16 protein-coding genes are annotated in these 18033 nt (G+C 64.0%); 13 read left to right on the forward strand and 3 right to left on the reverse strand.

Features of this window, described 5'->3' with window-relative positions; translation table 11 throughout:
• Positions 1-22 precede the first annotated feature (22 nt).
• Both KVT37_RS26160 and KVT37_RS26165 read right to left on the reverse strand, forming a co-directional pair.
• On the reverse strand, positions 23-1018 hold the full coding sequence (locus KVT37_RS26160) for an ABC transporter substrate-binding protein (RefSeq protein ID WP_217577906.1): 996 nt from the start codon (positions 1016-1018) through the stop codon (positions 23-25).
• A 339-nt stretch (positions 1019-1357) separates the two neighbouring features.
• Positions 1358-2863: a UxaA family hydrolase gene (locus KVT37_RS26165; protein WP_217577907.1), complete on the reverse strand. Its 1506-nt coding sequence runs from the start codon at positions 2861-2863 to the stop codon at positions 1358-1360.
• 250 nt (positions 2864-3113) lie between these two features.
• Between KVT37_RS26165 and KVT37_RS26170 the strand changes: the two genes are divergently transcribed.
• The 6 genes from KVT37_RS26170 (at position 3114) to gndA (ending at position 8943) form a co-directional block, all read left to right on the forward strand.
• On the forward strand, positions 3114-4016 hold the full coding sequence (locus tag KVT37_RS26170) for a GntR family transcriptional regulator (protein WP_217577908.1): 903 nt from the start codon (positions 3114-3116) through the stop codon (positions 4014-4016).
• A gap of 147 nt (positions 4017-4163) precedes the next feature.
• Positions 4164-4511 (forward strand): DUF2946 family protein, encoded by a 348-nt coding sequence (locus tag KVT37_RS26175; protein WP_217577909.1) that lies wholly within the window; start codon positions 4164-4166, stop codon positions 4509-4511.
• 90 nt (positions 4512-4601) lie between these two features.
• On the forward strand, positions 4602-5156 hold the full coding sequence (locus tag KVT37_RS26180) for a copper chaperone PCu(A)C (RefSeq protein WP_217577910.1): 555 nt from the start codon (positions 4602-4604) through the stop codon (positions 5154-5156).
• A 31-nt stretch (positions 5157-5187) separates the two neighbouring features.
• On the forward strand, positions 5188-5706 hold the full coding sequence (locus KVT37_RS26185; protein ID WP_217577911.1) for a YcnI family protein: 519 nt from the start codon (positions 5188-5190) through the stop codon (positions 5704-5706).
• Between the two features lie 53 nt (positions 5707-5759).
• Positions 5760-7388 (forward strand): copper resistance CopC/CopD family protein, encoded by a 1629-nt coding sequence (locus tag KVT37_RS26190; RefSeq protein WP_254634268.1) that lies wholly within the window; start codon positions 5760-5762, stop codon positions 7386-7388.
• A gap of 127 nt (positions 7389-7515) precedes the next feature.
• On the forward strand, positions 7516-8943 hold the full coding sequence (gene gndA / locus KVT37_RS26195) for an NADP-dependent phosphogluconate dehydrogenase (protein ID WP_217577913.1): 1428 nt from the start codon (positions 7516-7518) through the stop codon (positions 8941-8943).
• A 98-nt stretch (positions 8944-9041) separates the two neighbouring features.
• Here gndA and KVT37_RS26200 read toward each other — a convergent pair whose 3' ends face one another.
• Positions 9042-10085 carry a LacI family transcriptional regulator gene (locus KVT37_RS26200; protein ID WP_217577914.1) on the reverse strand — a complete coding sequence of 348 codons (1044 nt, stop codon included), beginning with the start codon at positions 10083-10085 and terminating at the stop codon, positions 9042-9044.
• Between the two features lie 383 nt (positions 10086-10468).
• On the opposite strand from KVT37_RS26200, the gene KVT37_RS26205 reads away from it, so the two are divergent.
• From KVT37_RS26205 to mgrA, 7 genes are all read left to right on the forward strand, one after another.
• Positions 10469-11707, forward strand: coding sequence for an ABC transporter substrate-binding protein (locus tag KVT37_RS26205; protein WP_217577915.1), 1239 nt, complete (start codon positions 10469-10471; stop codon positions 11705-11707).
• Positions 11708-11792: 85 nt separating this feature from the next.
• A complete protein-coding gene (locus KVT37_RS26210) occupies positions 11793-12686 on the forward strand; it encodes a carbohydrate ABC transporter permease (protein WP_217577916.1) in 894 nt (297 codons plus the stop codon).
• On the forward strand, positions 12679-13611 hold the full coding sequence (locus KVT37_RS26215) for a carbohydrate ABC transporter permease (RefSeq protein ID WP_217577917.1): 933 nt from the start codon (positions 12679-12681) through the stop codon (positions 13609-13611). The genes KVT37_RS26210 and KVT37_RS26215 overlap by 8 nt, the downstream gene beginning before the upstream one ends.
• Complete coding sequence (locus KVT37_RS26220; RefSeq protein ID WP_217577982.1) at positions 13611-14720, forward strand: ABC transporter ATP-binding protein; 1110 nt, start codon at positions 13611-13613, stop codon at positions 14718-14720. Before KVT37_RS26215 ends, KVT37_RS26220 begins: the two co-directional genes overlap by 1 nt.
• A gap of 38 nt (positions 14721-14758) precedes the next feature.
• Positions 14759-15511, forward strand: coding sequence for a sugar phosphate isomerase/epimerase (locus KVT37_RS26225; RefSeq protein WP_217577918.1), 753 nt, complete (start codon positions 14759-14761; stop codon positions 15509-15511).
• Between the two features lie 5 nt (positions 15512-15516).
• Positions 15517-16659 (forward strand): Gfo/Idh/MocA family protein, encoded by a 1143-nt coding sequence (locus KVT37_RS26230; RefSeq protein ID WP_217577919.1) that lies wholly within the window; start codon positions 15517-15519, stop codon positions 16657-16659.
• Between the two features lie 191 nt (positions 16660-16850).
• Entirely contained in the window at positions 16851-17897 is a 1047-nt protein-coding gene (mgrA, locus tag KVT37_RS26235) for an L-glyceraldehyde 3-phosphate reductase (protein WP_217577920.1), read from the forward strand.
• The last annotated feature ends 136 nt before the right edge of the window (positions 17898-18033 follow it).

Below are 18033 nucleotides of genomic sequence, written 5' to 3' on the forward strand. Positions count from 1 at the left end.
GAAACGGATAGGGTCACGGTGCTCACTTAAGCTTCGGGTTGAGCAGCGCGTCGATCTTCGGGTCCTTCATGTTCGCCTTGGTGACGAGGTTCGCGCCGGTGTCGACATTGGCTTCGACCTTCTCGCCCTTCGAGGCGGCCAGAGCGGTCTTGATGCCGTCATAGCCCATCCGGTAGGGGTCCTGGACGACCAGGCCGGAGATGACGCCGTCGTTGAGGAACTTGATCAGCTTCTCGTCGCTGTCGAAGCCGATCAGCCCCACCTTGCCGGCAAGCTTATTCTCGGCGATCGCCTGGCCGACGCCCTGCGCCATGATCAAGTTGGAGGCGAAGATGCCCTTGAGGTCCGGATTGGCGGTGATCAGGTCGGTCGCGATGTTGAGGCCGGTGGTGGCCTGACCGTCGGCATATTTGTCGGCGATGAGCTCGAGGCCCGGATATTTGGCCTTGATCTGTTCGATGAAGCCCTGCTTGCGCTGCTCGAGCGAACCGGCGCCCGGAAGTGCCGTGATCAGCGCGACCTTGCCTTCGACCTTGCCGCCATTGGCGGCGCCGATCGCCGCGGCCAGACCGTCGGCGGCGACGCGGCCGCCCTGAACGTTGTCGGTGGTCAGGAAGGAGGTGAAGGCCTTGGAGTCGGCGCCGGAGTCGATGCCGATGACCTTGACCTTGGAGGCTGCCTCATCGATCGGCTTACCGAGCGCCTTGAATTCGGTCGGCGAGATGACGATGGCGGCCGGGTTGCTGGCAACGGCGTTTTCGAGGATCGAGATCTGGCCGTTGACGTCGGTTTCAGCCTGGGCGCCGAGTTCCGGCACGTTGACCCCGAGATCCTTGCCGGCCTTGCGGGCGCCGGCCAGAACGATCTGCCAGTAGAAGGAGGTGGTGTCCTTGACGATGATCGGAATGGTCACGTCGGCCGCCGAGGCCGGTGCGGAATGCAGCGCGCCGGCAAGCATCGAAGCGGCGGCCAAAGCCACGAAAGCGCGGCGGTTGAGAAGGCTGGTCACGAATTTCATTAGGTTCCTCCCTAAGTCGCCTGGTGAAGGTTTCGGAAGCTCCGTCTGGATAGGCGTGGCCCAAACAGAACTTTATCAATAAAAAACAGATGCCGTTTTTTGATAGTGCATCGCCATGGTCGATGCAAGCGGTCTCTGATGCCTTTTGCGTGATGCGGGGTGAGATTTGTTCGGCTCTGCCGGCTCCTCCCGTGCAGCGCACGGATGCTTCCGTTCCTCCTTGTCAAGATGGAACATCGATTTCATGTATCTGTCAATATGGAATATTCATTCCATATTGACATCGCACGATTGTGAGGGCTCGGGGTCCTCGTCCGTTTGCTTCAGCTGGTCTTCCGACTAAAGCGTCGCGCCGAGATGCCAGGGCACGAACTCGTTGTCGCCGTAGCCGAACGCCTCGCTCTTGGTCTTGCGGCCGGACGCCGTCTCGATGATCAGTTCGAAGAGCTCGCGGCCCATGCCGGCGATGGTCTTCTCGCCCGAGGCGATGACGCCGCAATTGACGTCCATGTCCTCTTCCATCTGGTGGTACATGGTCGAGTTGGTGGCGACCTTGATCGACGGCGTCGGCCGGCAGCCGAAGCAGGAACCGCGGCCGGTGGTGAAGACGATGACATTGGCGCCGCCTGCGACCTGGCCTGTGGCGGAGACCGGGTCGTAGCCGGGCGTGTCCATGAACACCAGGCCGCTGCCGGAGACCTTCTCGGCGTAGCCGAAGACGCCGTTGAGCGGCGTCTGGCCGCCCTTGGCGACCGCGCCCAGCGATTTCTCCAGGATCGTGGTCAGGCCGCCGCGCTTGTTGCCGGGCGAGGGGTTGTTGTCGATCGAGGCGCCGTGCTTGGCGGTATGGTCCTCCCACCATTTCACAAAGCCGTCGAGCTTGGCGGCGATCTCGGGCGAGGCGGCGCGATAGGCAAGCAGATGCTCGGCGCCGTAGATCTCGGTGGTCTCGGAGAGGATGCCGATGCCGCCGCAGCCGGCCAGGATATCGACGGCCGCGCCCAGCGCCGGGTTCGCGGTGATGCCGGACATGCCGTCGGAGCCGCCGCATTGCAGGCCGACGACGATCTCCGAGACCGGGATCGGCTCGCGCTGCAAGTGGCCGACCTCATCGGCGATCTCGGCCAGCACGCCCATCGCCCGCTCGACCGATTTGCGCGAGCCGCCGGCTTCCTGGATGTTGAAATGGCGTTTTCCCGCGGCGACGCCCTTCTGGCCGTAGAGGGTGAGCTGATTGACTTCGCAGCCCAGCCCGACCATCAGGATGCCGCCGAAATTCGGGTGCCGCGCATAGCCGGCGAGCGTGCGGTGGAGAACCATCATGCCGTCGCCGGTGGCGCTCATGCCGCAGCCCTGGCCGTGCACGATCGGCACGAAGCCGTCGATGCCGGGATATTTCGGCAGCAAGGTGCGGTTGGCCTCGTCGGCGATGGCATGGCAGACGGTCGACGAGCAATTGACGCTGGCGATGATGCCGATGAAGTTGCGCGTGCCGGCGCGGCCGTCGGCGCGACGATAGCCCATGAAGGTGCGCTTGCGGTCGGCCTCGGTGGCGTGCTCGGCCTCGCTCGGCGGCACCACCGGCAGGCGGCCGCTCTCGAACACCAGATTGTGCGAGTGGACATGCTCGCCGGGCGCGATGTCTGTCGTCGCGCGGCCGATGGCCTGCGCGTATTTCACCACGGCTTCGCCTGCCGAGATCGGCTTGATCGCCACCTTGTGGCCGGGCTCGATCACGGCAGCCGCGGCGGCGCCGCCCGGTAATGGCGTTCCGATGTCGATGCGCCCGTTGGCGACGGCGACATTGTCGGAGGGGGAGAGAAGGATGGTGTTTGCAACGGTCACGGGCGGCTGTCCTGGGAGGGGCGGGCGGATTGACTCGCGCCCTTTTAAGGGTAATGTCTTTTATCGGGAAAAAACATTTTTGCGTCAATTGTTTTTTCGTCGCGGGCTCCGTGCGTCATGAAGGAGCACGGGCGCGTCTTTGGCGAGCCAGCGAAAACCTTTCGTGTTTTCGGATGCTTGCGCTAGGAACGCAACATAATTGCGCCTCAAGCCGGCCGTCGCAAGCGCCGGCGAGGCAACGGGGCAGGGAATGTCGAAGAGCAACAATGTCTATAAGGACGCCTTCAACCGCTGCCTCAGGCTGTTGGACGAAACCAAGAGCCTGCCGTCCGAGCCTGAGCTCGGCACGCTGCTCGGCGTCAGCCGCACTACCGTGCGCAGCATTCTTTCACGCATGGAAGAGACCGGGCTGATCGACTGGAACAAGCGCAACAAGACGGTGCTGCGGGCGCCCCGCCCGGAAGACTTCTTCCCCGAGGAGGAAACCGACTCGCTGGCCGAGATCATCGAGCGCTCCTTCATGCGCCGGCTGCTTGCCGAGGGCGCCGAGGCCGGCATGCAGATCAACGAGCTGGAACTGGCGCGCGAGATCGGCGTCGGCACCACTAGCGTGCGCGAATTCCTGATCCGCTTCTCGCGCTTCGGACTGATCGAGAAGCGGCGCAACAGCCATTGGGTGCTGAAGGGTTTCACGCGCGCCTTCGCGCTGGAGCTGACCGAGATCCGCGAGATGTTCGAGCTGCGCTCGGCCGTGGCTTTCGTGGCGCTGCCGGAAGATAGCGCAGTCTGGGTGGACCTCGACATGCTTGAGGTCCAACACCGCCAGCTAGCCAGCGAGATCGCGACGCGCTTCAACGAATTCTCGGAGCTCGACGAACGGTTCCACCGGCTGATCCACCGCGCCTCGCACAACCGCTTCATCGTCGACTTCTACGATGTGATCGCGATGATCTTCCACTACCACTATCAGTGGAACAAGGCCGAGGAGCGCCAGCGCAACGAGGTCGCGGTGCAGGAGCACCTCGCCTATATCGCGGCGTTGAAATCGCGCGATCCCGCCAAGGTCGACGCCGCCTGCCGCAAACACCTGAAGTCGGCGCGGCAGACGCTGCTGAGCTCGATTCCGGAAGGACGCCAGGCGCAGCCGGCCTGACAAGCGCGCATGGTCATCCAGCAGGCAAATCGCGCCGCGTTGCCGCAGCCCGGTTTTGCCGATTTTCCGACCGCATCCCCCCGTGTTACGGTCGGTGCGTTTCTGGGAGAGGCTTTTTCGTTGGATATCCGGCTGAGACGATGGAGCATGCCGGCCGCGTTCGTCGCGGCGCTGCTCCTGTTGCTCCAGTCTTCGCTCGGCGCTTTCGCCTTCGGCGCGCCTTCGCAGCTCGATGCCTTCGGCAATGTCATCTGCACCCATGAAGGGGCCGTCAAACTCCCCGGCGGCGATCCGCATCGGCAGCATATGCCGGCCTGCTGCTCGCTCGGCTGCAGCATGGTCTCGGCGGCGCATCTGCCGCCGCCGGAAGCGGGCGCGCTGGCCGCAACGCCGGTTTTCGAGACCGTCGCTTTCCAGCTTCCGGCCTTCCGGCACCAGGATTTCGCCCGCGACCGCTCTCCCGCCAATCCGCGCGCGCCGCCGGCAATGGTTTGATCCGCGGAACCTTTTCGCGGGCGCATCCATCCAAAGACCAGACTGTTCGCGGCCGCGAAGCGGCGCGACCCTCATATTCATGGAGCAACCATGTCCAATCTTCTTCCCAAGGTGCAGACCTTCGCCTCCCACGGCGCGCCGACGTTCCACCTCCAGCAACGCGTCGGCATTGCCGTGCTTGCGCTCCTTCTCCTCTTCGCCTGCATTCCTGCCGCGCTGGCGCATGAATTCAAGGTCGGCGATCTCGAGATCGAGCATCCGTGGTCGCGAGCGACGCCGCCCGGCGCCAAGGTGGCCGGCGGCTATTTCACCGTGGTCAACAAAGGCAGCGCACCGGACCGGCTGCTGTCGATTACCTCTGACATCTCCGAAAAGGCCGAACTGCATGCGATGGGCGTCAAGGATGGCGTCATGACCATGCGGCCGGTCGAGGGCGGGCTGGAGATCCCGGCCGGCGGCAAGGTCGCGCTGAAGCCCGGCGCCTACCATCTGATGTTCACCGGGCTGAAGCGGCAGCCGAAGCAGGGCGAGAAATTCCCCGCGACGCTGACCTTCGAGAAGGCCGGCAGCGTCAAAGTCGAGTTCCTCGTCGAAGGCATGGGCGAGACGGGCAGTGGCGATATGGACATGGATCACGCCGAGTAATCCGCCAATCCGGAACCCGAGGGACATTTCCATGAAGAAGTATCTTTTGGCGGCGGGCGCGCTTTGCGTGCTCGGAACGAACGCTGCATTTGCCCACATCACGCTCGAAACGCAGGAAGCGCCTGTCGGCTCGACCTATAAGGCGGTGCTGCGCGTGCCGCATGGCTGCGAGGGCAAGGCGACCACTGCCGTGCGCGTGCAGATTCCGGAAGGCGTGATCGCGGTGAAGCCGATGCCCAAGCCCGGTTGGACGCTGCAGACCAAGAAGGGCAAGTATGAGAAATCCTACCAGCTCTATGGCGAGACGCTGACCACCGGTGTCAAGGAAGTCGACTGGAGCGGCGGCAATCTGCCCGACGAATTCTATGACGAGTTCGTGTTCCGCGCCTCGCTGGCGGCCGATCTGCCGGCCGGCCAGACGCTCTACTTCCCCGTGGTGCAGGAATGCGGCGACGCCACCGATCGCTGGATCGAGATCCCGGCGGCCGGCCAGAATGAAGACGCCTTGGAAACGCCGGCGCCCAGCATCAAATTGCTGCCCAAGAAATGATCTCCTGTTGGCGCGCTCCATCGGGGCGCGCCAACCATTCCTGTTACGACGGCATGAACGCAGCACAATCCTCCACGACGATCCACCTGCATACCGGCCCGCTTGTTTGGCTGGTCGCGGCGGTCATGGCGATTGCGGTCTTGGCCGTGCCCGGCCGTGCCTTCGCGCATGCCGCGCTGGTTGCGACCGATCCGGCTGATGGCGCTGTGCTGGCGCAGGGTCCCTTGCAGTTCTCGCTGACTTTCAGCGAGCCGGTCTCGCCGCTGGTGCTCACCCTGGTGCGTCCGGACGGTACGCAACTGCCTCTGACCTCCTATCGCCTGGACGGCCAAACGCTGGCGATCGACAATCCCGAGAGGCTCAAATCCGGCACGCATGTGCTGAGCTGGCGGGTGGTTTCAGAGGATGGCCATCCGGTCGGCGGTTCGACGCTGTTTTCCATCGGCGCGCCAAGTGCCGCGCCGGTAGCGGGCGAACCCGTCGATTGGACGCTGCGCACGGCGATCTGGGCAGCCAGGCTGTTGCTCTATGCCGGCCTCTTCCTCGGCGTCGGCGGCGCGTTCGCGCTCGCCTGGCTGGCCAAGGACCGGCGCTGCGGCCAACGCTTTGTCGCCGCGGCACTGCTTTTCGGCCTCGTCGCGGCGCCCGTGTCGCTCGGCCTGCAAGGGCTGGACGGGCTTGGCGCGCCGCTCGCCCGCTTTGCGGCGCCGGCGGTCTGGAAGACCGCGCTGGAGACGAGCTTCATCTGGACCGTGCTGATCGGCCTGATTGCGCTTGGTCTTGCTTTGCTGTCGCTTGCCGGGCCGCCAGGCCTTCGTAAGCTGGCCGCGAGCGTGGCGCTGCTCGGCGTCGGCGGCGCCCTTGCCGCGAGCGGTCACGCCAGTTCCGCCGAACCGCAATGGCTGACGCGGCCGCTTGTGTTCCTGCACGGCACGGCGATCGCCTTCTGGGCGGGCGCGCTGGCGCCGCTCGGCCTTGCATTGCGGCGGCGGCCGGCCGAGGCGCGCGCGTTCCTCCGCCGGTTTTCGCGCGCGATCCTGCCCGTCGTCGTCGTGCTCGCCGCCAGCGGCATCGTGCTGGCAGTCATCCAGGTGCAGGCTCCGGCGGCGCTGGTCCACACTGCCTATGGCCGTCTGCTGCTCTTGAAGCTCGCTCTGCTGCTGTTCCTGTTCACGTTGGCCGCCGTCAACCGCTGGACGCTGACGGCGCCGGCCGAAGCGGGCGACACTGAAGTGCAGCGGCGGCTGGTGCGCTCGATCGGCATCGAAATGCTGATCGCGCTCGCCATCTTCGGCGTCGCCGCCGGCTGGCGCTTCACCCCGCCGCCACGCGCGCTGGCGATCGCCGCCGCGCAGCCGGTGTCGATTCACATCCACACGCTGCAGGCGATGGCCGATCTCAGCATCACGCCTGGACATGCCGGCCAGGTCGCGGCCTCGGTGGTGATCATGACCGGCGATTTCGGACCCCTCGACGCCAAGGAAGTGACGCTGGTGCTGTCGAAACCGGATTCCGGCATCGAGCCGATCAGGCGGCCGGCGAGGAAACCCGGCGACGGCACATGGCGCGTCGACAATCTCGTCATCCCAATTCCCGGCCGTTGGAACGCACGGCTCGATATTCTCGTTTCGGACTTTGAGATGATGAAGATCGAAGCGCCCATTGATATCCGGTCCGATTGAGGACCAGTCCATGCAGAATACGGCGAGGCGGTTGACGGCGCCGCCAAGGCCCGTCATTCATCTTGCGAAACAGTGGGCATCGCCCGAAACGCGACCATAACAAGCATCCGAAAACAGGGAGGAAACGATGGAAAAAGCCGAAATCGGCCTGATCGGCCTTGGCACGATGGGTTCCAACCTGGCGCTCAACATCGCCGAGCACGGGCACCGCATCGCCGTCTTCAACCGCACGCCGGCACGCACCGACGCCTTTGTCGAGAGCGCCGGTTCGCTGAAGGACATGGTCGTTCCCTGCTACAGCCTCGAGGAACTCGCAGCGGCGATCCGGCCGCCGCGGCCGATCATCATCATGGTGCTGGCCGGCAAGCCGGTCGATGAGCAGATCGCGGCGCTGCGCGGCGTTCTGTCGGCCAACGATATCGTCATCGATGCCGGCAATGCCAATTTCCGCGATACGATGCGGCGCTTCTCGGAGCTGTCCGGCTCGGGCCTCACCTTCATCGGCATGGGCGTGTCGGGCGGCGAGGAAGGCGCGCGCCACGGGCCGTCGATCATGGTCGGCGGCACCGAAGAGTCCTGGAAGCGCGTCGAGAGCGTGCTGACGGCGATCTCCGCCAAGTTCAAGGACGAGCCCTGCGCCGCCTGGCTCGGCACCGACGGCGCCGGCCATTTCGTCAAGACCATCCACAACGGCATCGAATATGCCGACATGCAGATGATCGCCGAGATCTACGGCATCCTGCGCGATGGCCTCGGCATGGCGCCCAAGGAAATCGGCAAGGTCTTCGAGCAATGGAACCAGGGAAGACTCAACTCCTATCTGATCGAGATCACCGCCAAGGTGCTGGCCGCCGATGATCCCAAGACCGGCAAGCCGGTGGTCGACATCATCCTCGACCGCGCCGGCCAGAAGGGCACCGGCAAATGGTCGGTCATCGAGGCGCAGCAGCTCGGCATTCCGGCAACTGCCATCGAGGCTGCGGTCGCGGCGCGCGTATTGTCCTCGATCAAGGACGAGCGCCAGGCGGCGGAAAAGGCCTATGGTAATATCGGAGTCGAAAAGATCTCCGGCGACAAGGCCGCGTTGCTCAAGGATCTGGAATTGGCATTGTTCGCCGGCAAGATCGCGGCTTACGCGCAAGGGTTCGCGGTCATGAGCGGCGCGTCGAAGGAATTCAACTGGAACCTGCCGATGCCGACCATCGCCAAGATCTGGCGCGCCGGCTGCATCATCCGCTCGCAGATGCTGGACACGATGGCCGAGGCCTTCGGTTCGGGCAGCGCTTCGACCAACCTTCTGATGGCGCCGGCCTTCATCGCCATGATGCAGGAAGCGCATTCCTCGCTCAGGCGCATCGTGGCGCGCGCTTCCGAAGCCGGCTCGCCGGTGCCGGCGCTGTCGTCGGCGCTCGCCTATTTCGACAGCTACCGCCAGGGTCGCGGCACCTCGAACCTGATCCAGGCGCAGCGCGATTTCTTCGGCGCGCATGGTTTCGAGCGCATCGGCGAGCAGGGCGCGTTCCACGGACCGTGGGGGAGTGGCGCGGGGCACTAGAGTGGCTGAGCGTTTCACGGAATCGCCGAACCACTCTAAGCCTTTGTTTTTGCGCAATTCCGGACGGAAAACCGCTACGCACTTTTCCTGGAATTGCTCTAGCCCCGATAGGGCAAAACCTCGCTCGGCTTGCTGAGCGATTGCAGCGTGCCCGGCTCTGCGCCGCCGATCCAGCCGAGCACGGCGCGGGCGAGCTCGGAGCCGGCCAGCCGGAAGTTCTCGTTGACGACCAGCAGTTCCCGCCTGAACAGATGCAGCAGCTCCGACGACTGTTTCGACACCACGTCGACGTCGCGGCCCAGCTTCAGCCCGGCATCCTCGATGCCGGCGACGATGGCGAGCGTCGCGGCGGCGGCGCTGCTGACGATGCCGTCCGGACGATCGTCGCGGCGCATCAATTGCGCGGTGCGCATCCTGATCTGCTCGATCGTGTGGTCGATGGAGACGGTGTTGAACGGCACCTCCGAGGCGCCGACCTCGCTCAGCGCGTCGGCAAAGCCGTTCACCGTATGGCCGTAATAGGTGAGGCCGACCGGCGGCGTCACCAGGGCAAGCCGGTTGCGGCCCTTGGCGGCGAGCGCGCGTACGGCTTCGCCGGCAAAGGCGTAGTTGTCGAAGTCGTGATAGGGATGCACCAGCCCCATATCGGTGCGGCCATGCGTGGCGAAGGGAATGCCGCGCTCCAGCATGTAGCGCGCCCGCGGGTCGTTCGGCTGCGTGCGCGAGATGATGACGCCGTCGGCCGAGCCCGTCTCGACCAGATAGCGCACCGGGTCCAGCGGATCCTGCGAGCGCGAATAGGGCGTGACGATCAGGTGGTAGGGCGTGTCGGCGATCACCTCGGTGACGCCGTAGATGATGTCCGAGACGAAGCTCATGATCTCGCGCTCGGTGTCGAGCACGAGCGAGATGACGTTGGTCTTGCCGGTTCTCAAACGTACGCCGGCGCGGTTGGGACGATAACCGATCTGCTTGGCGACGAGTTGGACGCGGCGCCTGGTCTCGGCGCCGATCTCGGGCGCGTCCTTGAGCGCCCGCGACACGGTCGTGACGCCGAGCCCGGTCATGAAGGCAAGCGTCTTCAGCGTCGGCCGCTCCTTGCCCGACGTGTCGTCGTCCTTCTTCGTTACCCGTCTATCCATTCGTCCCGCCCGTCAGGCGCATAGCAGCCGCGGGGCTGGCCGGCAATCGTGCGGTGTCGACTTTTGCGCGACCTTCAGCCTGCGGTCAGCCCAATATACTGAAACGTTACAGATTGCCAATATTCGTGATTGCCCGGGAAATTCGCAACCCTTGGCTTCAGCATGGAGATCGGGCGAAAGCCGCTGGAATCACGGAGAAATATCGGCTTCGGCGCAATTGTGGCATCAATCAACTGCTTGATCGTCGAATTAGCAGTCTCTAAAGGAAGATTTTGTTCGTGCCTCGAAAAAACTTCGATCGACTTTGAGGCCAGGGGTTGCCTAGGCGGATCATTTGCCGTATCGAAAATCTGTAACGTTTCAGATTCTGGGAGGAAGCCGAAATGCGATACAAATTCCTGACCGCTGCATTTGCCGCGACGGTCGCACTCAACGTCGCCGGTCCGGCGACCGCGACCGACCTGGAAGTCACTCATTGGTGGACTTCCGGCGGCGAGGCGGCGGCGGTGGCCGAACTTGCCAAGGCATTCGACGCGACGGGCAATCACTGGGTCGACGGCGCCATCGCCGGCTCCGGCGGCACGGCGCGGCCGATCATGATCAGCCGCATCACCGGCGGCGATCCGATGGGTGCCACCCAGTTCAACCACGGCCGCCAGGCGGAGGAACTCGTCCAGGCCGGGCTGATGCGCGACCTCACCGACATCGCCACCAAGGGCAAGTGGACGGAGGTCGTGCGGCCGAAGAGCCTGCTCGACAGCTGCACCATCGACGGCAAGATCTATTGCGTGCCGGTCAACATCCATTCCTGGCAGTGGCTGTGGCTCTCCAGCGAGGCTTTTCAGAAGGCCGGCGTGCCGATGCCGAAGGACTGGAATGAATTCGTGGCCGCCGCTCCGGCGCTGGAGAAGGCCGGCATCATCCCGCTGGCGGTCGGCGGGCAGCCCTGGCAGGCCTCGGGCGCCTTCGACGTGCTGCTCGCCGCTGTCGGCGGCACCGACGCCTTCCTCAAGGTCTATAAGGAAAAGGACGCCAAATTCGCCGGCGGCCCCGAGATCGCCAAGGTGTTCAAGGCGGCGGACGACGCCCGCAAGATGGCCAAGAACACCAATGTGCAGGACTGGAACCAGGCGACCAACCTGGTCATCACCGGCAAGGCCGGCGGCCAGATCATGGGCGACTGGGCGCAGGGCGAATTCCAGGTCGCCGGCAAGACCGCCGGCAAGGACTATACCTGCCTGCCCGGCCTCGGCCTGAACGAGGTGATCGCCACGGGTGGCGATGCCTTCTATTTCCCGCTGCTCAAGGACGAAGCGAAGTCCAAGGCGCAGGAGGTCCTGGCCGAAACGCTGCTCGATCCGAAGACCCAGGTCGCCTTCAACCTCAAGAAGGGCTCGCTGCCGGTACGCGGCGACGTCGACCTCAACACCGCGAACGACTGCATGAAGAAAGGTCTCGCCATCCTCGCCAAGGGCGCCGTCATCCCGTGGACGGACCAGCTGCTGTCGCAGGACAGCCAGAAGCAGAAGGAGGACCTGTTCTCCGAATTCTTCGCCAAGCCCGACATGACGCTCGAAGAGGCGCAGAAGCGCTTCGCCGACATCATCGCTTCGGCGGATTGATCCACGGCGCCCCCGCCGGTTCCCGGCCCCTGCCTATCGGGGGTCGGGAGCACGATGTCCTCATTGTCCCAGCCCGGCTGCCGAGATGAGCAACAGCGAACGCCCAAGCCAGATTTTGCGTAACCTCAACGCGAAAATTGCATCGATCCCGATGATCCTGACGGCGCTTGTGGTGTTCGTCGGCGGCACGGCGTGGACGGTGCTCTACTCCTTCACCAATTCGAAGCTGCTGCCGAGGCTCAGCTTCGTCGGGCTCGACCAGTATCACCGGCTCTGGTCGACATCGCGCTGGCTGGTCTCGATCGAGAACCTTTTGATCTATGGCGCGATCTCGCTGGTGTTCTCGCTGGTCATCGGCTTCGTGCTTGCGGCACTTCTCGACCAGAAGATCCGCTTCGAGGATACGTTCCGCACCATCTTCCTCTATCCCTTCGCGCTGTCCTTCATCGTCACCGGGCTGGTCTGGCAATGGCTGCTCAATCCGGATTTCGGCGTGCAGCGTGTCGTGCGCGATCTCGGCTGGACGAGCTTCAGCTTCGATCCGCTCTATAATTCCAGCATCGTCATCTACGGCATTTCGATCGCGGCGCTCTGGCAAGGCACGGGGTTGATCATGTGCCTGATGCTCGCCGGCCTGCGCGGCATCGACGAGGACATCTGGAAGGCCGCCCGGGTGGACGGCATACCGATGTGGAAGACCTATCTGTTCATCGTCATCCCGATGATGCGGCCGGTGTTCATCACCACGTTGGTGATCATCGCCGCCGGCATCGTCAAGGTCTATGACCTGGTCGTGGCGCAGACCAGCGGCGGCCCCGGCATCGCCTCCGAGGTGCCGGCGAAATATGTCTACGACTACATGTTCTTCGCCCAGAACCTCGGCCAGGGCTTCGCCGCCTCGACCATGATGCTGTTGTCGGTGGTGATCGTCATCGTGCCGTGGGCCTATCTCGAATTCGGAGGCCGCAAGCGTGGTTGACGTCGCCTCCCTGTCCACCGGCGCGCAGGCGCCGCGGCGCGACGCCGCCGGCCCGAGCGGACCGAAACCGCGGCACGCGTTGTCGCGCCGCAATATCTTCCTCTACGGCACGCTGATCGTCGTGGCGCTCTATTACCTTTTGCCGCTCTACGTGATGATCGTGACGTCGCTGAAGGGCATGCCGGAAATCCGCCTCGGCAACATCTTCTCGCCGCCGATGGAAATCACCTTCGAGCCCTGGGTGAAAGCCTGGGCGACCGCCTGCACCGGCCTTAATTGCGACGGGCTCTCGCGCGGTTTCTGGAATTCGGTGCGCATTACCGTGCCGTCGGTGATCCTGTCGATCGCGATCGCCTCGGTGAACGGCTACGCGCTGGCCAACTGGCGCTTCAAGGGTGCCGACACCTTCTTCGTCATCCTGATCGTCGGCGCCTTCATCCCCTACCAAGTGATGATCTATCCGATCGTCATCATCCTGCGCGAAATCGGCATCTACGGCTCGCTGACCGGCCTGGTGATCGTGCATTCGATCTTCGGCATGCCGATCCTGACGCTGCTCTTCCGCAACTATTTCACCTCTATGCCGGAGGAATTGTTCCGCGCCGCGCGCGTCGACGGCGCCGGCTTCTGGGGCATCTATCTGCGCATCATGCTGCCGATGTCGCTGCCGATCTTCGTCGTCGCCATCATCCTGCAGGTGACCGGCATCTGGAACGACTTCCTGTTCGGCGTCGTCTACACGCGCCCCGACACCTATCCGATGACGGTGCAGCTCAACAACATCGTCAACTCGGTGCAAGGCGTGAAGGAATACAACGTCAACATGGCCGCGACGATCCTGACCGGCCTGGTTCCGCTCATCGTCTACTTCATTTCCGGCAAGCTCTTCGTGCGCGGCATCGCCGCCGGCGCGGTGAAAGGATGATGATGGAAGCTGAAATCGCCAATCCCAGCGTTTCGATCCAGGACCTGTCGCTCAATTTCGGCGCCGTGTCGGTGCTGCAGACGCTCAATCTGGATGTCGCCGAGGGCGAGTTCATCGTGCTGCTCGGACCATCCGGCTGCGGCAAGTCGACCTTGCTTAACTGCATCGCCGGCCTGCTCGACATTTCGGACGGGCGCATCTTCATCAAGGGCAAGAACGTCACCTGGAAGGAGCCGAAGGACCGCGGCATCGGCATGGTGTTCCAGTCCTACGCGCTTTATCCGCAGATGACGGTGGAGAGGAACCTTTCCTTCGGGCTGCGCGTCGCCGGCGTGCCGAAGGATGAGATCACCAAGCGCATCGCGCGCGCGTCGGAAATCCTGCAGATCGAGCCGCTGCTGCAGCGCAAACCGTCAGCGCTTTCGGGCGGCCAGCGCCAGCGCGTGGCGATCGGCCGGGCGCTGGTGCGCGACGTCGATGTCTTCCTTTTCGACGAGCCGCTGTCCAATCTCGACGCCAAGCTGCGTTCGGAACTGCGCGTCGAGATCAAGCTTTTGCACCGCCGCTTGCAAAACACGATGATCTACGTCACCCACGACCAGATCGAGGCTATGACGCTTGCCGACCGCATCGCCGTCATGAGAGGTGGAGTCATCCAGCAGCTCGATGCGCCGCAAACGATCTACAACCGGCCAGTCAACCGCTTCGTCGCCGGCTTCCTCGGTTCGCCGGCGATGAATTTCCTCAAGGGCGAGCTGGAGGCGGGCGCCGTCCCCGTCTTCAAGGCGGACGGCGTGTCGGTGCCGCTCGGCCGCTATCAGTTCGAGGGCGACGGTGGCCGGGCCGCCAAGCCTTGCATCTTCGGCATCCGGCCTGAGCACATCGCCTTCGGCGATGCCGCCGGGGCCATGCCGTTCACCGCCGAATCGACGGTCGAGATCGTCGATCCGATGGGCTCCGACACGCTGGTATGGACCAAGCTCGGCGGCCAGATCATCTCCTTCCGCGTCGAAGCGGATAAGACGCTGCGCAACGGCGATGCGATCCGCATCGGCTTCGACCCGGCGCGCGCCTCGCTGTTCGACGCTCAAACCGATAATCGCCTTTAACTCCGAAAAACATCCCCCAAGCAGAACGGACAGGACAGATGAACTGGTCATTCCAACTCTACAGCGCCCGAAACTTCCAGCCATGGAACGGCGTGGTGAAAATGCTCGGCGAGCTCGGCTACAAGCAAGTGGAGGGCTTCGGTGGCGTCTATGACGACCCGAAAGCGTTCCGCGCCGAGCTCGACAAGAACGGGTTGGCGATGCCCACCGGGCATTTCTCGATCGACGCGCTGGAAAATGATTTCGACGGCGTGCGCAAGATCGCCGACGCGCTCGGGATCACGCTCTTGATCTGCCCTTATCTGATGCCCGATCAGCGCCCGGGCGACGCAGCCGGCTGGCGCGGCTTCGGCGAGCGTCTCGCCAAGGTCGGCGAGGTGGCAAAAAAGGCCGGCTACGGCTTTGCCTGGCACAATCACGATTTCGAGTTCAAGGTGCTTGCCGACGGCTCGCTGCCGCAGGACCACATCCTGTCCGCCGCGCCCGATATCGGTTGGGAAATGGACGTCGCCTGGGTGGTGCGCGGCGGCGCCGATCCGCTGCCCTGGATCGAAAAGCACGGCAAGCGCATCGTCGCCGTCCACGTCAAGGATATGGCCAAGCCCGGCGAGGGGCTGGACGAGGATGGCTGGTCCGATGTCGGCCACGGCACAATCGACTGGGCGGGCCTGTTCAAGACATTGCGCGCCAGGAGCGCGGCGCAGTATTTCATCATGGAACAGGACAACCCCAACGACATCGAGCGTTATGCCCTGCGCTCGATCGCGGCAGCCAAGAGCTGGCAGGAGTAATCGAAATGGCAGACAAACTTGGCGTTGGCGTCATCGGCTGCGGCAACATCTCGAAGGCGTATTTCTCGCTGGCGCCGCTGTTCCGCGGCATCAAGATGCGGGCCTGCGCGGATATCAACATGGAGGCCGCCAAGGCGCGGGCGAAGGAGTTCAAGCTCCGCGCCGAGACGGTCAACGACCTGCTCAAGGACGACGAGATCGACATCATCGTCAATCTGACGATCCCGGCCGTGCATTACGAAATCTCAAAAGCGGTGCTCGACGCCGGCAAGCATGTCTATTCGGAAAAGCCGTTCGTGCTGTCGATCGAGGAAGGGCTCGATCTCAAGAAGCGAGCCGAGAAGAAGGGCCTGCGCATCGGCTCGGCGCCGGATACGTTCCTCGGCGGCGCGCACCAGCTGGTGCGCGATCTGATCGACAGCGGCAAGCTCGGCAAGATCACCAGCGGCACCTGCCATGTGATGGGCCACGGCATGGAGCACTGGCACCCCAATCCGGACTTCTTCTTCCAGCCGGGCGCCGGTCCGGTGCTGGACATCGGTCCCTATTACGTCACCAACCTGATCCAGCTGATCGGGCCGGTGAAGCAGGTTGCGGCCTTCGCCACCACCCCGGCCAAGGAGCGCACCATCAGCTCCCAACCGCGCGCGGGCGAGAAGATCCCGGTGAACACGCCGACCACGATCCATGCGCTGCTCGAATTCGCGAATGGCGCGGTGATCACGCTCAACACCTCCTGGGACGTGTGGAGCCATGGCCACGCGCCGATGGAGCTCTATGGCGAAGCGGGCACGGTCTTCGTGCCGGACCCGAATTTCTTCGGCGGCGAGGTGCGCTTCACCGACGCCGCCAAGCCGGTGAAGAAGCTGCCCAAGTGGAATCACCCTTTCGGCGTGCCGAACGAGATGCATGGCCAAGGCATGATGGCCAACTACCGCACCGCCGGCCTTGCCGACATGGCGGTCGCGATCGCCGAGGGGCGGCCGCATCGCTGCTCGATGGAACTGGCGCTGCACGCCGTCGATGTCATGACCGGCATCCTGCGTTCCGGCGAAAGCGGCAAATATGTCGCCATGCAGACAACCTGTGAACGGCCGGCCGCGCTTGGCGTCAAGGATGCGAAGGCGCTGCTGGCCAAGAAGAAGTAGCCCGCGGCGATTATCGATAATTTTTCCATCGCCCTCTCCCCGTTTTGCCGGGGAGAGGGTAAGGAAGAGGGGCAAGCATCGATTCAATTCACATTAGAGCAGAGCATGATGTCGCCCGAAAACCGCTCCACACTTTTCGGCATCATGCCCTAGCGGCGGTCGTGGCGCCGCTTCGATCCGGAGGATTCCCCATGCCCTATGTCGCCGCCGAGAACCGCTACGAAAAGATGATCTACAACCGTTGCGGCCGCTCCGGCCTGAAGCTGCCGGCGATCTCGCTCGGGCTGTGGCACAATTTCGGCAACGACACGCCGCACAGGACCAAGCAGGCGATCGTACGCCGGGCTTTCGACCTCGGCATCACGCATTTCGACCTTGCCAACAATTACGGTCCGCCGCCCGGCTCGGCCGAGACCGCCTTCGGCGAGATCCTGCGCACCGATTTCGCCGCCTATCGCGACGAGATGATCATCTCGACCAAGGCGGGTTACGAGATGTGGGCGGGTCCCTATGGCGAATGGGGCAGCCGCAAATATGTGCTGGCGAGCCTCGACCAGAGCCTGAAGCGCATGGGGCTCGACTATGTCGATGTCTTCTACTCGCACCGCTTCGACCCGGAAACGCCGCTGGAGGAGACGATGGGCGCGCTCGACCATGCGGTGCGTTCCGGCAAGGCGCTCTACGCCGGCATCTCGTCCTACAATTCGCAGCGCACGCGCGAGGCCGCCGACATATTGAAGCGGCTCGGCACGCCCTGCCTCATCCATCAGCCGAGCTATTCGATGCTCAACCGCTGGGTCGAGGAGGACGGGCTGCTCGATACGCTGGAGGGGCTGGGCATCGGCTCGATCGTGTTCTCGCCGCTGGCGCAAGGCATGCTGACCGACAAATATCTCGGCGGCATTCCAGAGGGCAGCCGCGCTGCCCAAGGCAAGTCGCTCAGGCCCGCCTTCATCAACGACAAGTCGATCGCCAACATCAAGGCGCTCAACGCCATTGCCGGGCGCCGCGGCCAGACGCTGGCGCAGATGGCGCTGGCCTGGGTGCTGCGCAAGGGCAGGGTGACGACGGCGCTGATCGGCGCCAGCTGGCCGGAACAGGTCGAGGACTGCGTCGGCGCGCTGAAGGCGCTCGAGTTCAGCGATGCCGAACTGGCCGAGATCGACACTTACGCGCGCGAGTCCGATATCAACCTGTGGGCCGCTTCCGCCGAACGAAAGGGACCGCCGCGCAAATAGCGATTGGTCGCCGCGAAGCACCGGTTACCGCTCGTGGCCCAGCAGCGAGCGGTGCGGAAACAGTGGCAAAAAGTCTCGTTCGTCGCTATCTCAAGTGAATGAGATCGTCCGCGTTTGCGGACGGCGCCATGAGTGG

It is taken from the genome of Mesorhizobium sp. GbtcB19, assembly GCF_019091085.1.
In the GTDB taxonomy this organism is placed as follows: Bacteria; Pseudomonadota; Alphaproteobacteria; order Rhizobiales; family Rhizobiaceae; genus Mesorhizobium.

What these genes read in the sequence shown, in the direction of transcription:
- KVT37_RS26175 (WP_217577909.1), top strand. Translation starts at nt 4,164, where the DNA reads ATGCCGGCCGCGTTCGTCGCGGCGCTGCTCCTGTTGCTCCAGTCTTCG.
- KVT37_RS26170 (WP_217577908.1), top strand. Translation starts at nt 3,114, where the DNA reads ATGTCGAAGAGCAACAATGTCTATAAGGACGCCTTCAACCGCTGCCTC.
- KVT37_RS26180 (WP_217577910.1), top strand. Translation starts at nt 4,602, where the DNA reads ATGTCCAATCTTCTTCCCAAGGTGCAGACCTTCGCCTCCCACGGCGCG.
- KVT37_RS26200 (WP_217577914.1), bottom strand. Translation starts at nt 10,085, where the DNA reads ATGGATAGACGGGTAACGAAGAAGGACGACGACACGTCGGGCAAGGAG.
- KVT37_RS26225 (WP_217577918.1), top strand. Translation starts at nt 14,759, where the DNA reads ATGAACTGGTCATTCCAACTCTACAGCGCCCGAAACTTCCAGCCATGG.
- KVT37_RS26160 (WP_217577906.1), bottom strand. Translation starts at nt 1,018, where the DNA reads ATGAAATTCGTGACCAGCCTTCTCAACCGCCGCGCTTTCGTGGCTTTG.
- mgrA (WP_217577920.1), top strand. Translation starts at nt 16,851, where the DNA reads ATGCCCTATGTCGCCGCCGAGAACCGCTACGAAAAGATGATCTACAAC.
- KVT37_RS26185 (WP_217577911.1), top strand. Translation starts at nt 5,188, where the DNA reads ATGAAGAAGTATCTTTTGGCGGCGGGCGCGCTTTGCGTGCTCGGAACG.
- KVT37_RS26205 (WP_217577915.1), top strand. Translation starts at nt 10,469, where the DNA reads ATGCGATACAAATTCCTGACCGCTGCATTTGCCGCGACGGTCGCACTC.
- KVT37_RS26230 (WP_217577919.1), top strand. Translation starts at nt 15,517, where the DNA reads ATGGCAGACAAACTTGGCGTTGGCGTCATCGGCTGCGGCAACATCTCG.
- gndA (WP_217577913.1), top strand. Translation starts at nt 7,516, where the DNA reads ATGGAAAAAGCCGAAATCGGCCTGATCGGCCTTGGCACGATGGGTTCC.
- KVT37_RS26220 (WP_217577982.1), top strand. Translation starts at nt 13,611, where the DNA reads ATGATGGAAGCTGAAATCGCCAATCCCAGCGTTTCGATCCAGGACCTG.
- KVT37_RS26190 (WP_254634268.1), top strand. Translation starts at nt 5,760, where the DNA reads ATGAACGCAGCACAATCCTCCACGACGATCCACCTGCATACCGGCCCG.
- KVT37_RS26210 (WP_217577916.1), top strand. Translation starts at nt 11,793, where the DNA reads ATGAGCAACAGCGAACGCCCAAGCCAGATTTTGCGTAACCTCAACGCG.